Annotated in this window: 15 protein-coding genes; 12 read left to right on the forward strand and 3 right to left on the reverse strand. The window is 69.9% G+C overall.

Annotated features, from left to right (window positions below):
- Positions 1–16: 16 nt before the first annotated feature.
- Positions 17–1,309 carry a DUF5685 family protein gene (locus ACZ5ZX_RS32665; RefSeq protein WP_465505833.1) on the reverse strand — a complete coding sequence of 431 codons (1,293 nt, stop codon included), beginning with the start codon at positions 1,307–1,309 and terminating at the stop codon, positions 17–19.
- A gap of 142 nt (positions 1,310–1,451) precedes the next feature.
- On the opposite strand from ACZ5ZX_RS32665, the gene ACZ5ZX_RS32670 reads away from it, so the two are divergent.
- From ACZ5ZX_RS32670 to ACZ5ZX_RS32690, 5 genes are all read left to right on the forward strand, one after another.
- Positions 1,452–1,967, forward strand: a complete 516-nt coding sequence (locus tag ACZ5ZX_RS32670; RefSeq protein ID WP_465505834.1) for a ribonuclease FAU-1 family protein — start codon at positions 1,452–1,454, stop codon at positions 1,965–1,967.
- A gap of 141 nt (positions 1,968–2,108) precedes the next feature.
- Positions 2,109–3,641, forward strand: coding sequence for an ArnT family glycosyltransferase (locus tag ACZ5ZX_RS32675; protein WP_465505885.1), 1,533 nt, complete (start codon positions 2,109–2,111; stop codon positions 3,639–3,641).
- An 89-nt stretch (positions 3,642–3,730) separates the two neighbouring features.
- Entirely contained in the window at positions 3,731–5,251 is a 1,521-nt protein-coding gene (locus ACZ5ZX_RS32680) for an ArnT family glycosyltransferase (protein ID WP_465505835.1), read from the forward strand.
- Positions 5,248–6,516, forward strand: coding sequence for a sensor histidine kinase (locus ACZ5ZX_RS32685; protein ID WP_465505836.1), 1,269 nt, complete (start codon positions 5,248–5,250; stop codon positions 6,514–6,516). The genes ACZ5ZX_RS32680 and ACZ5ZX_RS32685 overlap by 4 nt, the downstream gene beginning before the upstream one ends.
- Positions 6,513–7,139: a response regulator gene (locus tag ACZ5ZX_RS32690; RefSeq protein ID WP_465505837.1), complete on the forward strand. Its 627-nt coding sequence runs from the start codon at positions 6,513–6,515 to the stop codon at positions 7,137–7,139. The genes ACZ5ZX_RS32685 and ACZ5ZX_RS32690 overlap by 4 nt, the downstream gene beginning before the upstream one ends.
- Before the next feature lie 3 nt (positions 7,140–7,142).
- Here the strand turns inward: ACZ5ZX_RS32690 and coaE are convergent, their stop codons facing one another.
- Positions 7,143–8,327: a dephospho-CoA kinase gene (gene coaE / locus ACZ5ZX_RS32695; RefSeq protein WP_465505838.1), complete on the reverse strand. Its 1,185-nt coding sequence runs from the start codon at positions 8,325–8,327 to the stop codon at positions 7,143–7,145.
- A gap of 196 nt (positions 8,328–8,523) precedes the next feature.
- Between coaE and ACZ5ZX_RS32700 the strand changes: the two genes are divergently transcribed.
- The gene (locus tag ACZ5ZX_RS32700) at positions 8,524–8,748 is read left to right on the forward strand and encodes a hypothetical protein (RefSeq protein ID WP_465505839.1); all 225 of its coding nucleotides are present in this window, start codon (positions 8,524–8,526) and stop codon (positions 8,746–8,748) included.
- A gap of 510 nt (positions 8,749–9,258) precedes the next feature.
- On the opposite strand, the gene rpsA is transcribed toward ACZ5ZX_RS32700, so the two are convergent.
- Positions 9,259–10,761: a 30S ribosomal protein S1 gene (gene rpsA / locus ACZ5ZX_RS32705; RefSeq protein ID WP_061986949.1), complete on the reverse strand. Its 1,503-nt coding sequence runs from the start codon at positions 10,759–10,761 to the stop codon at positions 9,259–9,261.
- Between the two features lie 304 nt (positions 10,762–11,065).
- Here rpsA and ACZ5ZX_RS32710 point away from each other — a divergent pair, with 304 nt between their 5' ends.
- The 6 genes from ACZ5ZX_RS32710 (at position 11,066) to ACZ5ZX_RS32735 (ending at position 17,131) form a co-directional block, all read left to right on the forward strand.
- A complete protein-coding gene (locus tag ACZ5ZX_RS32710; RefSeq protein WP_465505840.1) occupies positions 11,066–11,929 on the forward strand; it encodes a class I SAM-dependent methyltransferase in 864 nt (287 codons plus the stop codon).
- Positions 11,926–12,828: a GNAT family N-acetyltransferase gene (locus ACZ5ZX_RS32715; protein ID WP_465505841.1), complete on the forward strand. Its 903-nt coding sequence runs from the start codon at positions 11,926–11,928 to the stop codon at positions 12,826–12,828. Before ACZ5ZX_RS32710 ends, ACZ5ZX_RS32715 begins: the two co-directional genes overlap by 4 nt.
- 33 nt (positions 12,829–12,861) lie before the next feature.
- Positions 12,862–13,791 (forward strand): GNAT family N-acetyltransferase, encoded by a 930-nt coding sequence (locus tag ACZ5ZX_RS32720; RefSeq protein WP_465505842.1) that lies wholly within the window; start codon positions 12,862–12,864, stop codon positions 13,789–13,791.
- 156 nt (positions 13,792–13,947) lie between these two features.
- A complete protein-coding gene (locus ACZ5ZX_RS32725) occupies positions 13,948–14,655 on the forward strand; it encodes an ATP-binding cassette domain-containing protein (protein ID WP_465505843.1) in 708 nt (235 codons plus the stop codon).
- The gene (locus ACZ5ZX_RS32730) at positions 14,652–16,547 is read left to right on the forward strand and encodes a YhgE/Pip family protein (protein ID WP_465505844.1); all 1,896 of its coding nucleotides are present in this window, start codon (positions 14,652–14,654) and stop codon (positions 16,545–16,547) included. Before ACZ5ZX_RS32725 ends, ACZ5ZX_RS32730 begins: the two co-directional genes overlap by 4 nt.
- Complete coding sequence (locus ACZ5ZX_RS32735; RefSeq protein ID WP_465505845.1) at positions 16,544–17,131, forward strand: TetR/AcrR family transcriptional regulator; 588 nt, start codon at positions 16,544–16,546, stop codon at positions 17,129–17,131. Before ACZ5ZX_RS32730 ends, ACZ5ZX_RS32735 begins: the two co-directional genes overlap by 4 nt.
- The last annotated feature ends 143 nt before the right edge of the window (positions 17,132–17,274 follow it).

A 17,274-nucleotide genomic window follows, 5' to 3' on the forward strand; every position in this document is an offset into this window, starting at 1 on the left:
GTCACCACTCACGAGCTCAGCACGAACAGTCACAGCAGGAACAGCAGTCGCAGCAATCGCAGTCACAGTCGCAGGCTTCACGCGGCTTCCCGCTCCACGGACCGGGGAACGGGTCCCGGCAGCAGAACTGGCACGAACAGCACATGTACGTGGCCACGGCGCAGCCGAAGAAGAAGTTCCGCGACCGCGGCGGAACCCGGAACTTCGGTATCCAGCAGCCGCCGCCCTGTCCGTCGACGGGTGGCCCGCCGTGCTTCCCCTTCTTCTTCGGCGGTTCCTGGGGCGGGCCTCCGCCACCGGGCGCGCCCTGCGGCGGAGGCGGCGGCTGGTAGCCGCCTTGCGGGTGCCGCTGAGGCGGATAGGGCTGATGAGGCTGATGAGGATGCTGTTGCGGCCGAGGGCCGGGGCCGATCCAGCCCGGCGGCGGCTGCTGGGGGCCGTGACCGTGTCCGGCGAGCCCGTGGCCGAAGGCGCGCCGTACCGCCTGGCGCAGTTCGTGCACCAGCAGGGCGTGCACCAGCTCGGACTGGGCGAACTTGACCTCGCGAAGGGCCAGTTCGACACCGAGCACGGCGTCGTCGCACAACCGCCGCGCCTCGGCGAGGCCGGTCCCGGTGGCCGTCAGCGGGTTCCACGCGCCGGCGGCTTCGTCCTCGGCGAGGTCTTCGACGGCGTCGAGCAGATGCGCGGCCCTGCCGAACAGGCGTCCGGCCTCGGCCAGCGGCGCCGCGTTCTCCGGGCGGCCCGCCAGTACGGCGGTGTGCGCGAACGCCGCCGACGTCGCCAGTTCGGCGGGTTCGGTGGCCAGCACGGCCGAATCACCCAGGCGGACGGCGCGTTCGATCTCGCCCTGCCGGTCGACGGCCTCGGTCAGGACAGCGGTGTCGAAGCCGATCCGCGTACCGGTGCGGCTCCCCTGGTCCGCCCAGCGCGTCGCCACCCGCCTGGCGGCGAGGGCGACGGAGCGTCGTGCGAAGGCGCCGTCACGGTCCTCGACGTGGTCACTGATCTTGGCCGACGCCAGCACCAGGGAGACCGCGGCGGCGAGCTGGGCACCGCCGCCCTGCGCGACCGAGGTCCCCTTCATCGCGCGAAGCGCGCAAGGCCCGGCGTCACGCCGTCCCTCCGCTCGCGGCGACTGGGCCTCGACGAGCGCGGAGATGATCAAGCCGTCGTAGTTCGTCACCATTCGGGCGAGATGTCCGTGTTCGTCGCGCAAGGCCAGGCAAAGACCGCAGAGATGCGCCATCCACTCCGCGTGCAGACCGTCGGAAAGCCGGTGGCGGCACGGCCTGATGATCCCGAACATGCGTTGTCTCCCACTCACCCTTATGGCGGAACCAGCGCACCTTATCCGGCCCGGCGCCGCTACTCCGCCAGAACCGGGAAACCGTGATCGTCCACCCGGTTGGGCGGTGTTCGCGGGCGCCGCGGCCTTCCAAGATGGGCGGATGACCGCGCTGCACGCACCGAAGGTCGAGTACTTCGACCCGGCCTCGAAGACCAACACGGACCCCAAAGGCGTCGTAAGAGAAGTCGAGGAATACCGCGAAGAGCCCTTCGGCCTGTACATGGCGCGGCCGACCCCTGGCCGGACACAGTTCCACTACCTCGAATCCTGGCTGCTGCCCGGACTCGGGCTGCGGATCACCGACTTCTGGTTCAACCCCGGCCACGAACGCGACCAGGATTTCTATCTCGACGTCGTCGACATCCACCGCGAAGACGGCGTCTGGGTCGCCACCGACCTCTACCTCGACCTCGTCCTGAGGGACAAGAAATCCGTCCAGGTGATCGACACCGACGAACTCCTCGCCGCCGTCACCGCCGGGCTGCTCTCCCCGGCCGACGGCGAACGCGCACTCGGCATCAGTCACACGACCGTGGACGGGCTGGCCGCGCACGGCCACGACCTGCGCGGTTGGCTGTCCACAAAGGACATCACACTGGGCTGGCGACGGCACTGACCGCGCCGGGGTCCATCGATCGGTTGACCTCACCTCATCCTCACGGTTGAGCGGCCCCTGACCGGCGGAAGGATTCCCACCGAGGCCGAAGCGCGGGACTCTCGATCGCGAGCGAAACCGATCGAGAGGGGGCGGATGTCCATGGCCATCGAGGCCGGGGAACTCCGGGGACGGTATGGCGAACGGGAAAGAGCGGTGCCCGAGCCGTTCGCCCGGACGCCGGTGCTGGCGATCGCCGGTGCGATGGGGGCGGTACTCGCGGCGACGGCGGGACGCTACGGCTACTTCGGTGACGAGCTGTACTTCCTGGCGGCCGGCCGGCATCTGGACTGGGGGTATGCCGACCAGCCGCCGATGTTGCCGCTCCTGGCGCGCCTGATGGACGCGTTCGGCGCCGATTCGCCGTTCGTCCTGCGGATCCCGGCGATGCTGGCGATGGTCGCCAGTGTCGTCCTGACCGCGCTGATCGCCAGGGAACTGGGCGGTGGCCGCAAGGCGCAGCTGATCGCGGCGGCGACCTTCGCGGTGTCCGTCCAGATGCTCGGTGGCGGGCACTACCTGGCGACCAGCACCATCGACCCGTTCCTGTGGACGCTGCTGATCTGGCTGCTCACCCGATGGGTGCGGACCCGCGCGGACAGTCTCCTGCTCTGGGGCGGCGTGGTGACCGGGCTGGCGCTGAACACGAAGTTCCTCGTCGGGGCGTTCTGGGTCGTCGCGCTGGCCGCCGTGGTGATCTGCGGGCCCCGCGACCTCCTCCGCCGCCCGGCGCTCTGGCTCGGTGCGCTGATCGCCGCCGCGATGATCGCGCCCACGCTCGTCTGGCAGGCCGCGAACGGGTGGCCGCAGCTGACCATGGGCGCGGCGATCTCCCAGGAGGTCTCGGACACCTGGGGCGGGCGGGTCTCGTTCGTCCCGACGCTGGTGATGAGCGCGGGAATCCCGGTGGGCGTGATCCTCGTCTGCTACGGGCTGTGGCGGTTGATCCGGTCCGGACGGCTGCGGCCGTACCGGTTCCTCGGCTGGACCGCGCTCGGCGTGCTCGCCGTGTTCGTACTGGCCAACGGGCGTTACTACTACGCGGCCGGGATGTTCGCCCCGCTGTTCGCCGCCGCGGCCGTGGAGGTCGAAGCGGGACAGGCGGCCAAGTACTGGCGCTGGATCACCACCTGGCCGGTGTACGTCCTGGCCGCGGTGATCGCGGTCCCGATGACGCTTCCGATCCTGCCGCGCGAGTCGATCACGACCGCGCCGGAGTGGGCCCGGCCGGTCTTCGCGAGCGAGGAGATCGGCTGGCGGGAGATCACGGAGTCGGTGGCGCAGGCCTACCGCGCCGTTCCCGACCCCGCCCATACCGGCATCATCACGGCGAAGTACTGGCAGGCGAGCGCCATCGACCACTATGGACCGGAGCTGGGGCTGCCGTCGCCGTCGAGCCCCAATCGCGGCTACGTCACGTTGCCGCGGCCACCGGACTCCGCAAGGGACATCCTGTTCGTCGGGAACGATCCGTCGGTGCTTGTGCCGCACTTCACGCGAGTGCGCGAGGTCGGCGCCCTCGACAACCGGTCGGGGATCCCGAACACGAGCCAGGGCATGAAGATCTGGCTGGCCACCGGCCGCGACGGAACCTGGGACACGGTGTGGCCGAAACTCACGGACTGGGGCTTCTGACCCTCGCCGGTCCTCTCACGACCGACGCGTCCCGCCGGTGGGACGTAAGGTGCGAGAGGACCGGCACCCGAGGGATCTGCGAGGAATGGATGAAAGCCGCCAGCGCGGCCGAAACACCGACCGCGTCCGGCGCGGCGTTCGCCCGGCTTCCGGTGGCGCTGCTCGCCGCGGCCGCCGCGGCGGCGCTGATGGCGACGGCGTGGCGGTACGGCTACTTCGGCGACGAGCTGTATTTCCTGTCCGCGGGCAAACGGCTGGCCTGGGGTTACGCGGACCAGCCGCCGGTGCTCCCGGTACTGGCGTGGGCGATGGATTCCCTCGCTCCGGGCAACCTCTTCGTGTTCAGGCTCCCCGCCGTCCTCGCGACGGCGGCCGGTGTCGTGTTCACCGGCCTCATCGCGCGCGAGATGGGCGGCGACCGCCGGGCGCAGACCCGCGCCGCCGCCGCGTACGCGATCTGCGGGCAGTTCATCGGGAGCGGGCACTATCTGGCCACGTCGACGATCGACCCGGCGTTGTGGGCGCTCGTCGCGTGGCTGCTCGTGCGATGGATGCGGACCCGTGACGACAATCTGTTGCTGTGGCTGGGCGTCGCCACCGCGGTGGCGCTGAACGTCAAGCTCCTCATCGCGACGTTCTGGGTCGCCGCCGGGGTCGCGATCCTCGTCTTCGAACCACGGGATCTCTTGCGCAGGCCCAAACTCTGGTTCGGCGCGGGGATCGCCGCGTTGTCACTCGTGCCCACCCTGTGGTGGCAGGCCGCGAACGGCTGGCCGCAACTGGAGATGGGCGACGTCATCGCACACGAGACCACCGGCGGCTGGAGCGGGCGTGCCGGGTTCCTGCCCGCGCTGCTGACCGGGGCCGGGCTCGGCATCGGCGTCGTGGGCGTCCTTTATGGACTTTGGGTCCTGCTGTTCTCGTCGAGAATGCGCGAATTCCGGTTCCTCGGCTGGACCACCGTCGGGGTGATCGCGTTGTTCATCCTGTCCAACGGCCGCTACTACTACGCGGCTGGCATGTTCAGCGTCCTGTGGGCGGGCGCCGCCGTCCACTTCGGACAGCTGAAACCGTCACTGTGGTTCCGCTGGATCCCCACCTGGCCGGTATTCCTGCTCTCCGCGCTGTACACCCTGCCGTACGCGCTGCCGGTCTGGCCTGTGCACTGGCTCGCCGAAGGCCGCGACGTACCACGTCCGGCGTACGCGCTGGAAGAGGTCGGCTGGCCGGACCTCGCCCGTTCGGTCGCGGACGCCTACCACCGGCTCCCTCCGGAGCAGCGAGCGCGCACCACACTCGTCACGGCCGGGTACTGGCAGGCCGGAGCGTTGGACCGGTACGGCGCCGACTACGGACTGCCCGCCGCGTACAGCCCCAGCCGGGGTTTCTGGTACTTCGGCCACCCGCCCGAGACCGCGGACACCGTGCTGTTCGTCGGGCCCGATCCGACGCGGTTGCGGCGTTCGTTCACCGACGCCAGGATCGTTTCCCGCGTCGACAACGCGCTCGGTGTCCGCAACGTGAGCCGCGGGATGCCGATCTGGCTGGTCACCGGCCACACCGAATCCTGGGCGTCCGCCTGGCCCGGACTGCGAGAATTCCGGGTATGACCAGCTGGATCCGGTGGCAGGACTCGTTGTGGCCGTCCCCTGGCGACGAGGAGTCGCTGTGGCGGCCGTGGGGTGGCCGGATCGAGCGGTTCCTGCCGTACGCGCTGCTGACGCTGAGCACGGCGCTGAGCCTGCTGGTCTCCGACCACGACCGCGCCGTCACGATGGGGCTGGCGGGGATCGCCGCGGGCTGGCTCTTGGTCTCCTTCACCCTGGTCCCGGCCAAATGGGCCGGAAACCCGGTGGTCGTCACCGTGTCGTTCACCGGCCTCGTGGCGATCGCCGCGGTGCTCGAAGGACGCGACGCGATCTTCCTCATCTTCATGATCGCCGGATTCTTCGACGCCATGCGGCTGCGGCCCGCCCCGCTGGCGCTGGCCGGGGTCTTCGTGGTTTCCGCGCTGATCAACACGATGCCCAACGGCGGGCCGCTACAGGCGTTCGCCGACCAGCCCGCGCTGTGGACCGTGGTCACGCTGGTGCAGACGGCCGCCGTCGGGGGCGGCGGGCTCGTCTCGGCGGCGATGGCGCGTCAGCACGCCGAACGCAAGCGCATGCTCGACGAACTCGCCGCCGCGCAGGAGGAGAACGCGGGGCTGCAACGGCAACTGCTGGGACAGGCACGGGAAGCGGGCGTCCTCGACGAGCGTCAGCGGCTGAGCCAGGAGATCCACGACACGCTCGCCCAGGGCTTCACCGGGATCATCACCCAGCTCGAAGCCGCCGCGGAGGCGAAGAGCGATCCCGCCGAGTGGCAACGGCACGTCGACACCGCGATGGCACTGGCGCGCGAAAACCTGACCGCCGCGCGGCGGTCGGTGCGCGCGCTCGGCCCGCAACCCCTCGCCGGCGCGACCCTGCCGGACGCGCTCGACGAGGTCTCGCGGCTCTGGGGTGAGCGGACCGGCGTCGAGGTCCGGTTCACCACGACCGGCACCGCGCGGGCACTGCACCCCGAGATCGAGGCGACCCTGCTGCGGATCACGCAGGAGGCGCTGACCAACGTCGAGAAGCACGCCGGCGCCACGATCGTCGGGCTGACGTTGTCCTACATGGCCGATCAAGTGACCGTCGACGTCCGGGACGACGGCCGGGGGTTCGACCCCGGCCTGGTCGTCTCTTCCCGGGAAGCCGGGTTCGGCGTCCCCGGGATGCGCGCCCGCGTCGCCCGGCTGGCCGGCACCCTGCATCTCGAATCCGAGCCGGGCGGCGGGACAGCCGTGTCGGCCAATCTGCCCGCCATCGCACTGGAGGCCCGTGCATGACGATCACCCTGCTGATCACCGACGATCACCCGATCGTCCGGGACGGGCTGCGCGGCATCTTCACCGCGGATCAGGGATTCGAGGTGCTCGGCGAAGCGTCCTCCGGTGACGAAGCCGTCGCGCTGGCGGAGAAACTCCGTCCCGACGTCGTGCTGATGGACCTGCGGATGCCGGGTTCGGGCGGGGTGGCCGCGATCGCGGAACTGGCCAGACGCCGGAATCCCGCGCGGATCCTCGTGCTGACGACCTACGACACCGACTCCGACGTCGCCCCGGCGATCGAGGCGGGCGCGACCGGTTACCTGCTCAAGGACGCCCCGCGCGACGAACTCTTCCGTGCGGTGCGCGCGACGGCGCGCGGGGAGGCCGTGCTCTCCCCCGCCGTCGCCGACCTGATCATGGGCAGGATGCGCGCGCCCGCACCGGAACCGCTGAGCCGCCGGGAGATCGAGGTCCTCACCCTGATCTCGCGCGGTTCGACCAACAAGGAGGCCGCGAAACAGCTGTTCATCAGCGAGGCCACGGTGAAAACGCACCTCGTGCACGCTTACGCGAAGCTCGGGGTGAAGGACCGGGCGGCCGCCGTCGCGACCGCCTTCGAACGGGGACTCCTGGGGAACTGAGCCCTACGGCGTCCAGCCCGTCGACTCGGCCCACGCGGCGGCCCGGACGAACGCCCCGTCGATCCAGTCCTGCTTGTCGTCGGTGTACCGCTCGAAGCTTCCGTCACCGGCGTGCTTCGCGGCCATCGCGTGCTTGACCGCGGCGTAGGCGTCGCGCTCGTCCGGGTTCCGCCGCAGCCACTCCGGGAACAGCAGCGCGAGCCGCCAAGCAGGGGTCTCCTGCGACCGGACGTGGAGGTTGACCGGACGGCGCGGGTCGCCACCGAAGTGGAACCGTTTGGGCCAGGTGCCGTCCTCACCGTGCGCGTCGTCGAACCATTCGCCCTCCGCACGCGGGAATCCGGCGTCGGAAAGAGCGTCGGCCAGCGCGTCGGCCTTGTCCAGGGTGGCGACGGTCAACTGGAGGTCGAGGATGTCCTTGGCGGGCAAACCCGGCACGGACGTCGAGCCGATGTGGTCGACCCGGACGGCGTTCTCCCCGGCCACCACCCGGATCCGCGCGAGCGCCCGCTCGGCCTGCGCGGGCCACGTCTCGTCGTACGGCGCGATCTTCGGGGACATCGGCGCTCGCGGTTTGCGGAGCCGCACGTTCGCCTCGAACGGCGTCAGCCTGTCCGCCCACAGCGCGTCGACGTCGGCGAGCACGATGTCGGGCGCTCCGCTGTTGTCGAGCCAGACGTCGGCGACGGCCCGGCGCTGATCGGTGGTCGCCTGCGCCTTGATCCTGGCGCGCGCGTCGGTCTCGGGCATCCCCCGCGTCTCGACCAGACGGCGGAGGCGGACTTCTTCCGGCGCGTCGACCATGACGACGAGGTGGTACATCGGCGCGAGCCCACCCTCGACCAGCAGCGGGATGTCGTGGACGATGATCGCGTCCGGCGCCGCCTCCGCCATCAGCTCGGCCGTCCTGGCGCCGACCTTCGGGTGGACGATGGAGTTCAGCCGCTTGCGGGACTCCTCGTCGGCGAAGGCCTTGGCGGCGAGCGCGGCACGATCGAGCGCGCCGTCGGCCGTGAGGATGTCCTCCCCGAACGCCTCGACGAGTTCGGCGAGACCCGGCGTTCCCGGCTCTACGACCTCCCTGGCGATCTTGTCGGAGTCGATGAGGACGGCGCCGTGCTCGGAAAGCCGGTTCGCCACCGTCGATTTTCCGGCGCCGATCCCGCCGGTCAGGCCCACACGCAGCATGACGATCAGCCTAGTGGGCCGCTCCGGCCGACCGCGCAGGGTGACGCCATGGGTGCGTCCGGCACAGACAGAGACAAAAGGCAAGATCATCGTGACGCGTGACTCAACCTTTATGGGTGACACGCCGGTCGGTTACGCGGCTTCGGGAGCTTGATTGCGTACCGTGCGCGGCGAAGGTAGCCCACACGGAGGAAAGATGGCAGACGGTAAGCACATCGGAAGGCACCGGCTGGGTTCGCCGGGGCTCGTGCACTGTGTCCTCCATCGTCCCGTGGCCGAGGCCCTCGCCGAATATCGGCGCACCTGGCTGAGCGCGCTCCTGGTCCCGGCCAAGCACAGCTTCGCCGGACTCCGCCGCAAGGCTCGCGCCGCGGCGCTCGAACACGTCTGGGTTCCGTCCGTCCGGACCGCCACTTCCTGACGCCCCTTTCCCCGCCCGCCGAACCGCGTTTGGGTCGTGAGTGGCGATTCGGGTTAGAACAAACCCTCTCTTAAGTACCTACCCGTGTCCTGCGGACTTTGCTGGCGTGAGGTACGTGATGGCCCCCTTCCTTGCTGTAGGCGCAGGGAAGGGGGCCATCATGTACTGGGGAAGGTGTGAAGGTCGAGTTTCCTCGGCTGAGCCGAGGGAAGGGGTCCTTCACGCGCAGCCGGTGTGACTGGTGGTGCTGCTGAGGCTCGTGATGGTCGTCCGCGACGGGTGAAGGACTCCTTGAGGGACTCTGGGTCCCTCAAGGAGTCCTTCACGGCCCGGCCGTCACCGGACCCCACCCGCCGTAGGTACCTAAAACACCCTTGGCCAGAACCCGAATCGCCACTCACGACCAACCTGGCCCCCGCGTTAGTCCTCTGAACGCGGGGACAAAGACAGCGGCCCCGGTCCGTGGTGGACCGGGGCCGCTGTCTGTCAGCTAATGGCTGAGCGCTTGGATCACGCGCCGCCCGACAGCTTCTCGCGGAGGGCCGCGAGCTGCTCGTCGCTGGCGAGCGTGCCACCGCTCTTGGCCTCGGCCGGAGCGGAGGTGTAGCTCTGCTCGCCCGAGTCGCTCGAGGAGGTGACACCGGTCGCGGCGTCCGCGGCGGCCTCGGCGTCGGCCTCGGCAGCCTTCTGGACCTGCTTCATGTGAGCCTCGTAGCGGGTGTGAGCCTCGGCGTACTGACGCTCCCACTCCTCACGCTGCTTGTCGAAGCCTTCCTGCCACTCCTGGGTGTCCGGGTCGAAGCCTTCGGGGTAGATGTAGTTGCCCTCGGCGTCGTACTCGGCGGCCATACCGTACTGAGTGGGGTCGAACTCGGTCTCCGGCGTGACGCCCTCGTTCGCCTGCTTCAGCGACAGCGAGATGCGACGACGCTCGAGGTCGATGTCGATGACCTTGACCATCACGTCGCCGTTGACCTGGACGACCTGCTCCGGGATCTCCACGTGGCGCTCGGCCAGCTCGGAGATGTGCACCAGGCCCTCGATGCCCTCTTCGACGCGCACGAACGCACCGAACGGAACGAGCTTGGTGACCTTGCCCGGCACGATCTGGCCGATCGCGTGGGTGCGGGCGAACTGACGCCACGGGTCTTCCTGGGTCGCCTTCAGCGACAGCGAGACGCGCTCGCGGTCCATGTCGACGTCCAGAACCTCGACCGTGACCTCCTGGCCGACCTCGACGACCTCGGACGGGTGGTCGATGTGCTTCCAGGACAGCTCGGAGACGTGCACCAGGCCGTCGACGCCACCCAGGTCCACGAAGGCACCGAAGTTGACGATGGACGACACGACACCCTTGCGGACCTGGCCCTTGGCGAGCGCGTTGAGGAACTCGCTGCGCACCTCGGACTGGGTCTGCTCCAGGTAGGCACGGCGGGACAGGACCACGTTGTTGCGGTTCTTGTCCAGCTCGATGATCTTCGCCTCGAGCTCGCGGCCGACGTACGGCTGCAGGTCGCGGACGCGGCGCATCTCGACCAGCGACGCCGGCAGGAAGCCGCGCAGGCCGATGTCCAGGATGAGGCCGCCCTTGACGACCTCGATGACGGTGCCCTTGACGGGCTCGTCCTTCTCCTTGAGCTCCTCGATCGTGCCCCAGGCGCGCTCGTACTGCGCGCGCTTCTTGGACAGGATCAGACGGCCTTCCTTGTCCTCCTTCTGGAGAACGAGGGCTTCGACCTCATCGCCGACGGTGACAACCTCAGCCGGGTCGACATCGTGCTTGATGGAGAGCTCGCGCGAGGGGATGACACCCTCGGTCTTGTAGCCGATGTCGAGCAGGACCTCGTCGCGGTCGACCTTGACGATGGTGCCTTCAACGATGTCGCCATCGTTGAAGTACTTGATCGTCTTGTCGATCGCTGCGAGGAAGTCTTCCTCCGACCCGATGTCGTTGATAGCGACTTGCTGGGGCCCGGCGGGGGCGGTCGGGGCGGTGGCGGTGTCGGTCGTCATTAGGCGGGTTGCTCCGGTGGATGGGAAGTAGTGGGTTTGCAGTTAGGGCACCATGGGCTCATCCGACATGAGGCGACCGCATAAGCAAACGTCCACAGGGAACGACCGCGAGCATCACCGCATCCGGTACGCGACCCCCTGACCCGGACGCTGAGCGAACCGGGGGAAAGAGTAGCGCGAACCCACTGCGCTAACAGATATCCTACGCGGCCCCCTGTACACGGCACAATCAGGGTCACACCCGCGATCACAGCGGGCGGACGATCTGGGCCGCGAAGCCCTGACCTGGGGAAAGGATATCGGTTTGAGTCAGCAGTCCGCCACCGAGCAGGAATCGGCGGCCGAACGGCACGCGCAGGCCGAGGAACGGCTCGGCACCGCCGGGGTCGCCTACCGGGCGGTCTCCGCGCCGGAGGCGACGGCCGCGAACCTGGCCTGGTGGGACGCCGACGCCGACGACTACCAAGCGACCCACGGCGGCTTCCTCGGCGACGCGGACTTCGTCTGGTGCCCGGAGGGCGTCCGCGAAGCCGACGTCGCACTTCTGGGTGAAGTCGGCGGCAAGCGGATCCTGGAGGTCGGCTGCGGGCAGGCGGCCTGTTCGCGCTGGCTCGCCGCGCGAGGGGCCGAAGCGGTGGCGACCGATCTTTCCGCCGGAATGCTCCGGCACGCGCGGGAGGGCAACGAACGGACCGGCCCCGCCGTCCCTCTCGTGCAGGCGACGGCGGAGGCGCTCCCCTTCGCCGACGCGAGTTTCGACGCGGCTTGCTCGGCCTTCGGCGCGATCCCGTTCGTGGCGTCGGTGGACGTCGTGTTCGCCGAAGTGCGCCGGGTACTCCGGCCGGGTGCCCGCTGGGTGTTCTCGGTGACCCATCCGATGCGGTGGATCTTCCCCGACGATCCCGGACCGCTGGGCCTCACCGTCACCCAGCCGTATTTCGACCGCACCCCGTACGTCGAGGTCGACGACGAAGGTGTCGCGACCTACGTCGAGTACCACCGCACTCTCGGCGACTACGTCCGCGCGCTCTCCGACTCGGGTTTCGCGCTCACGGACCTCATCGAGCCCGCCTGGCCGGAGGGCCACTCCCGCACCTGGGGACAGTGGAGCCCGTTGCGCGGCAAGCTCTTCCCCGGTACAGCGATCTTCTGCACCCAGCGGGGATGACCTCGCCGGGCGATCCGTGGCCGTCGCGGTTCGCCGCGCTCGACCCGCTGCTCCCGCCACCGCCGCCGCTCCCGCCCGGCGAACCCGTCGAAGCGGGCGGCGCGGCCGGGACGATCGCGCACGTGCGGTTCCCGTCGGGTTCGTGGCAACGGCTCTGGGGCCCGGCACATCTGCAGATCCTCTCCGCCGTCCTCCCCCGCGACGCCCACGCGGGGATAGACGCGCTGCTGTCGGCGTGGCGGGACCGGATCTCGCTCGCCCCCGCCGAATCCGACTCGTCGTGCTCGGTCACCTGGCCCAGCCGTGACGTCGTGGTGGCGCGCGCCCTGCTCGACCACGGGCTCGCTCCGCAGCTGGCGCTGGCCGTCCGCGCCCCGGCCCCCGGCGACGGCCACACCGTGCCGGGGGTGACCGTCCGGGAATCCTCCGGCGGCGATCTGGAAGAGATCGTCGAGCTCCGGTTCGAGGAACTCCGCTACACCTCGCTCGTCGGCCACGCCGTGGTCCGGCCCGGCGCCAAGGCCCTGCTCGCCGAAGAGGTCCGGCGCGGGCTGCAGTTCGGCGGCCGCGTCTGGATCGCCGAAGAAGACGGGGTCACGATGGGGATGGTCACCGGCGGAAAGCGCTCGCCCGCCCCCGGTGACGCGCTCGCGGGACGGCTGCGACCCGGCGAATGGGGTTACGTCGGCACGCTCGCGGTGACCGCGGCCGCGCGGGGACGCGGGATCGGGCGCGCGCTGACCGCCGTCGCGCACGACGAACTCTTCTCGCCGTCGCTGCGCGGTACGTTCGTCTCGTACAATCCGGCCAATCCGCTGTCCCCGGTGTTCTGGCACCGGCAGGGTTATCGTCCACTATGGACGACGTGGGCGGTGAGCCCGGCCGCCGCCCTGCGGTAGCGGTGATCGGCGCTGTCGACCCCTGGGGACGGGATGGAAATCGAAAAGACGTTGTTCGACGCGCACCGGACGCGGTTCGCGACGATCGATCGGCTGCTGCCCGAGGCCGCGCCGCCGCCGGTCGCCGGCGAGCGGGTGGACGCCGCCACGGCTTCCGGGGTTCAGGTCACCGGCGTGGTGCAGCGCCAGCTGCACGGTCCGGACGACGTCCCGCTGCTCTGGTCCGCCGCCGACGTGCGCCAGCTGTTCCCGTTCATCGGGAGCACCGGCACCGAGGGGATGGACGCGCTGCTGCGCGCGTGGCGGACGTGGATGGACGCCGAATCGCCCGGTGAGGATTCGTCCTGTGTGGTCAATTGGCCGAGCCGGGACGCCGAGGCGATCCGCGCCTTCCTCGACCACGGGCTGGTGCCGATGTCCGCGCTCGCCGTCCGCACCGGCCGCCACCGCGACGACGTGCCCGATCAGCGGGTGGCCGTCCGCCGGGCGCGGCCGGACGACTTCGAGGACGTGCTCGCGATGGCCGTTTCGACGCACGACTACATCGGCCAGGTCGCCACCCGCCGTCGCGCGAACGCCGCCCAGCTGCTCGCCCCGGCGCTGGAACGCGCCCTCGACAAGGATTCCCCGCTGCTGTGGCTCGTGGAACGGGACGGGGAGATCGCCGCGTTCGCGCACGCCGCCTGGATCGCGTCGACGCCGGGGTCCGCCGAGGCCGAACTGCTCCCCCACGGCCGCTGGGGCTACGTCAACAACGTCGTCACCGTGCCCGGCCTGCGCGGGAGCGGCCTGGGGCGGATCCTGATGTCCGTGGTGCACGAGGAGTTCGACGCCGACGGCGCGGAGGGCACCTACCTCTACTACAACCCGACCAACCCGCTCTCCTCGGTGTTCTGGCACCGGCAGGGTTATCGTCCACTGTGGACGTCCTGGGAGGTCCATCCGGCTTCGGCCCTGCGCTAGCCGAAAAGTGGCACTGATCCGTCCGGTTTACGGCGGTTTCGTCACTCTTGGGTGTGACATGGGCCCCGCGCGGTTGCTCACCTCCCAGGTCAAGGCTAACTTTTGAACTGACCAGTCAGTTTAAAGTTTCACGAGTCATCGACCTGGGAGTTCTTCGTGCGGGTTCAAGCCGACAGGGTGTCCGTCACCGGACCCCACGGCACGTTGCTGTCGCCCACCTCGCTCACCGTCTCGGGTGGTGAGCTGGCGATCGTGCACGGCGAGCCCGGCGTCGGCGTCACGGCCTTCGGGCTGGCGCTGGCCGGGCGGCTGAAGCCCGCGACCGGGACCGTGACCGTCGAAGGCGGTGATCCGCGGCAGGTCGTCGCGGTCGTCGACGCCCCTGGCGTGAGCGACCCGGACGGCGCGCTCACGCTGCAGGCAGTCGTCGGCGAGGAACTCGAACTGGCGAAACGCCCGGCGAGCAAGGCGGCCGCCGCGAGCTGGCTGGCCGAACACGACGCCGCCGCGTTCGCCACCACCCGCTTCGAGAACATCGAAGCGGTGACGCGCACCCGGCTGCTCACCGCGCTCGCCGCGAGCCGCAAGGGTGTCGGCGTACTCGTGCTCGACACCCCCGACAGGCACACCAGCGACGTCGACGGCTGGACGAGGATCGCCCGTGAGCACGCCGAACGCGGCCTCGCCGTCATCGTGCTGACCGCGACGACCCCCGTTTCCGCCCTGCCGGAGAAGCCCGCGCTCCTCGGCGGCCTCGACCAGCCCGCCCCCGTGCGCTGCGCGCCCGCCGAGGTACCGGCGGAGACCACGCTGGAAGAGACCGTGCCGGACGACATCGAAAAGACCTCAGGAGACCAGGAATGAACCCCGTCCGGATCGCAGGAAACGAGCTGCGCCGGCTGAGCAGCGGCACCCTGCCGAAGCTCGCCATGGTCGCGCTCGTTCTGGTACCGCTGCTGTACGCGTCCTTCTACCTCTACGCGAACTTCGACCCGTACTCACGGCTGGACAAGCTCCCGGCGGCCGTCTTCACCTCGGACACCGGTGCGAAGGACTCGGCCGGGGCGGAGCGCAACGTCGGCCGTGAAGTGACCGACGAGCTGGTCAAGTCCGGCACCTTCCAGTGGCACGAGGTCTCCCCCGAGGAGGCCGCCAAGGGGGTCCGTGACGACACCTACTCGTTCGCCATCGGCATCCCGCGTGACTTCTCCACGGCGTTGCTGTCCTCCGGCAACTTCCAGCCGCAGCAGGCCACGATCACGCTGACGACCAACGACGCCAACAACTATCTGTCCGGCACCATCGCGAAACAGGTGGCCGAACAGGTCCGCAAGACGATCGCGGAAAAGGTCGGCAGCGAGGCGGCGGACAAGTTCCTGGTCGGCTTCTCCACGATCTACGGCAAGATCCAGGAGGCCTCGACGGGGGCTTCACAGCTCGCCGACGGCGCGGGCAAGCTCAAATCCGGACAGCAGCAGCTCGCCGACGGCGCGTCCCAGCTCGCCTCCGGCAGCTCCCAGCTGGCGACCGGGCTCGGCACCCTGAAATCGGGCACGGCCCAGCTGCCCGCCCAGACGCAGAAGCTCGCCGACGGCGCCGGCAAGGTCGCCGACGGGAACCAGAAGGTCGCCGACGCCGCCTCGCTCGCGGCGACGGCGTCCGGGGACATCCAGGCGAAGCTCGACGGCTACCGCACCCAGCTCGCGCAGGATCTGCGGAACGCCGGTCTCCCGGAGACCCAGGTGCAGGAGATCCTGAGCCGCCTCGACACGCTCCGTTCGCCGGTGGACCAGGCGAACACGAAGATCCAGGGCGCCAACAGCCAGCTCACCCAGCTCGCGTCCGGCGCGCGGCAGGTCTCCGACGGCGCGCATCAGCTGGCCTCGGCGACGCCGCAGCTCACCAGCGGGATCGCGCAGGCCTCCGACGGGGCGAACCAGCTCCGTGACGGCGCGGCGAAGCTGAACGACGGCGAGAAGTCCGCGGTCACCGGCACGAACCAGCTCGCCGACGGCGCGGTGCAGCTCCGCGACGGGCTCGCCGCCGGGCTCAAACAGATCCCGAACCCCGACGACCCCACCCGTGCGGCCACCGCCAACACCATCGCCGACCCGGTCGCGGTCCACTCTTCCGGCGTCGCCTCGGCGGGGACCTACGGCGCGGGACTCGCCCCGTTCTTCATCTCGCTGGCGACCTGGATCGGCGCGTTCGTGCTGTTCCTGTTGCTGCGTCCGCTCTCGACCCGCGCGCTGACCGCCGGCGCGTCACCGTTCAAGGTCGCGCTCGGCGGCTGGCTCCCCTCCGCCCTGCTGGGGATCGCGCAGGTGATCGTGCTGTTCGGCGCGGTGACCTGGCTGGTCGGCATCAAGGTCGCGCATCCGCTCGGCGCGATCGGGTTCGCCGTACTGGTGTCGCTCACCTTCACCGCCGTGGTGCACGCGCTCAACGCCTTCTTCGGCGCCGTCGGGAAGTTCCTCGGCCTGGTGCTGCTGGTGCTGCAGCTGGTCAGCGCGGGCGGCACGTTCCCGTGGCAGACCATCCCGGACGCGCTGTACCCGCTGCACATCGTCCTGCCGATGGGGTACGCGATCGACGGGTTCCGGCACCTGCTCTACAGCGGCGCGTCGATGAAGATCCTCGGTGACATCGGGGTCCTGCTGGCCTACCTCGTCGGCGCGATCCTGGTTTCGACGCTGGCCGCGCGGAAACGCCGTACGTGGACGGTTTCGGCACTGAAACCCGAGCTGGCGTTGTGACCACCCGGGGTGAGGCGACGAAGCAGAAGTTGTTCGAGGCGACGCTGCGGCTGTCGGCCAGCCGCGGCCTCGTCGGGCTGACGGTGGACGACATCGCGGCCGAGGCGAAGGTCGCCAAGGGCACCGTCTACTACAACTTCGGCAGCAAGGACGGTCTCGTCGACGCGCTGTTGCGCTACGGCGTCGGCGTACTCGCGGACCGGCTGCGCGCGGCCACCGGCGACGGCGACCCGATGGACGTGATCTCCTCGCAAGTTGACGGTGCGCTGGAGTTCATCGCCGAATACCCCGGTTTCTCCCAGATCCTGGTGAGCGAGATGTGGCGCACGCCCGGCACGTGGCACGAAACGCTCACGTTGCTGCGCGAGGAGATCATCTCGATCGTGCGCGAACAACTGCATCGGCTGGACGCCGCCGGGCGGCTGCCCGACGGCGTCCAGATCCCGACGGCGGCGGCCGGGTTGTTCGGCACGATGCTGGTGGTCGCCCTGGACTGGCAGGTGTTCCAGCCGAAGCGCACGCGGGCCGACGTGCGGGAGTCGGTGATGGTGCTGATCCGGGGACTGGGGCGACCCCGCGCCTGATCCGGGGGCTGGGGCGACCCCGCGCCTGATCCGAGGGCTGGGGCGACCCCGCGCCTGATCGTGCTCGGTACAGGTGGTCGTGAGTGGCGATTCGGGGTCTAAACACCCAACCCCCCCCCCACACCCACGGGGGCCCCCCCCCC

This window comes from Amycolatopsis sp. NPDC033938 (assembly GCF_055575975.1).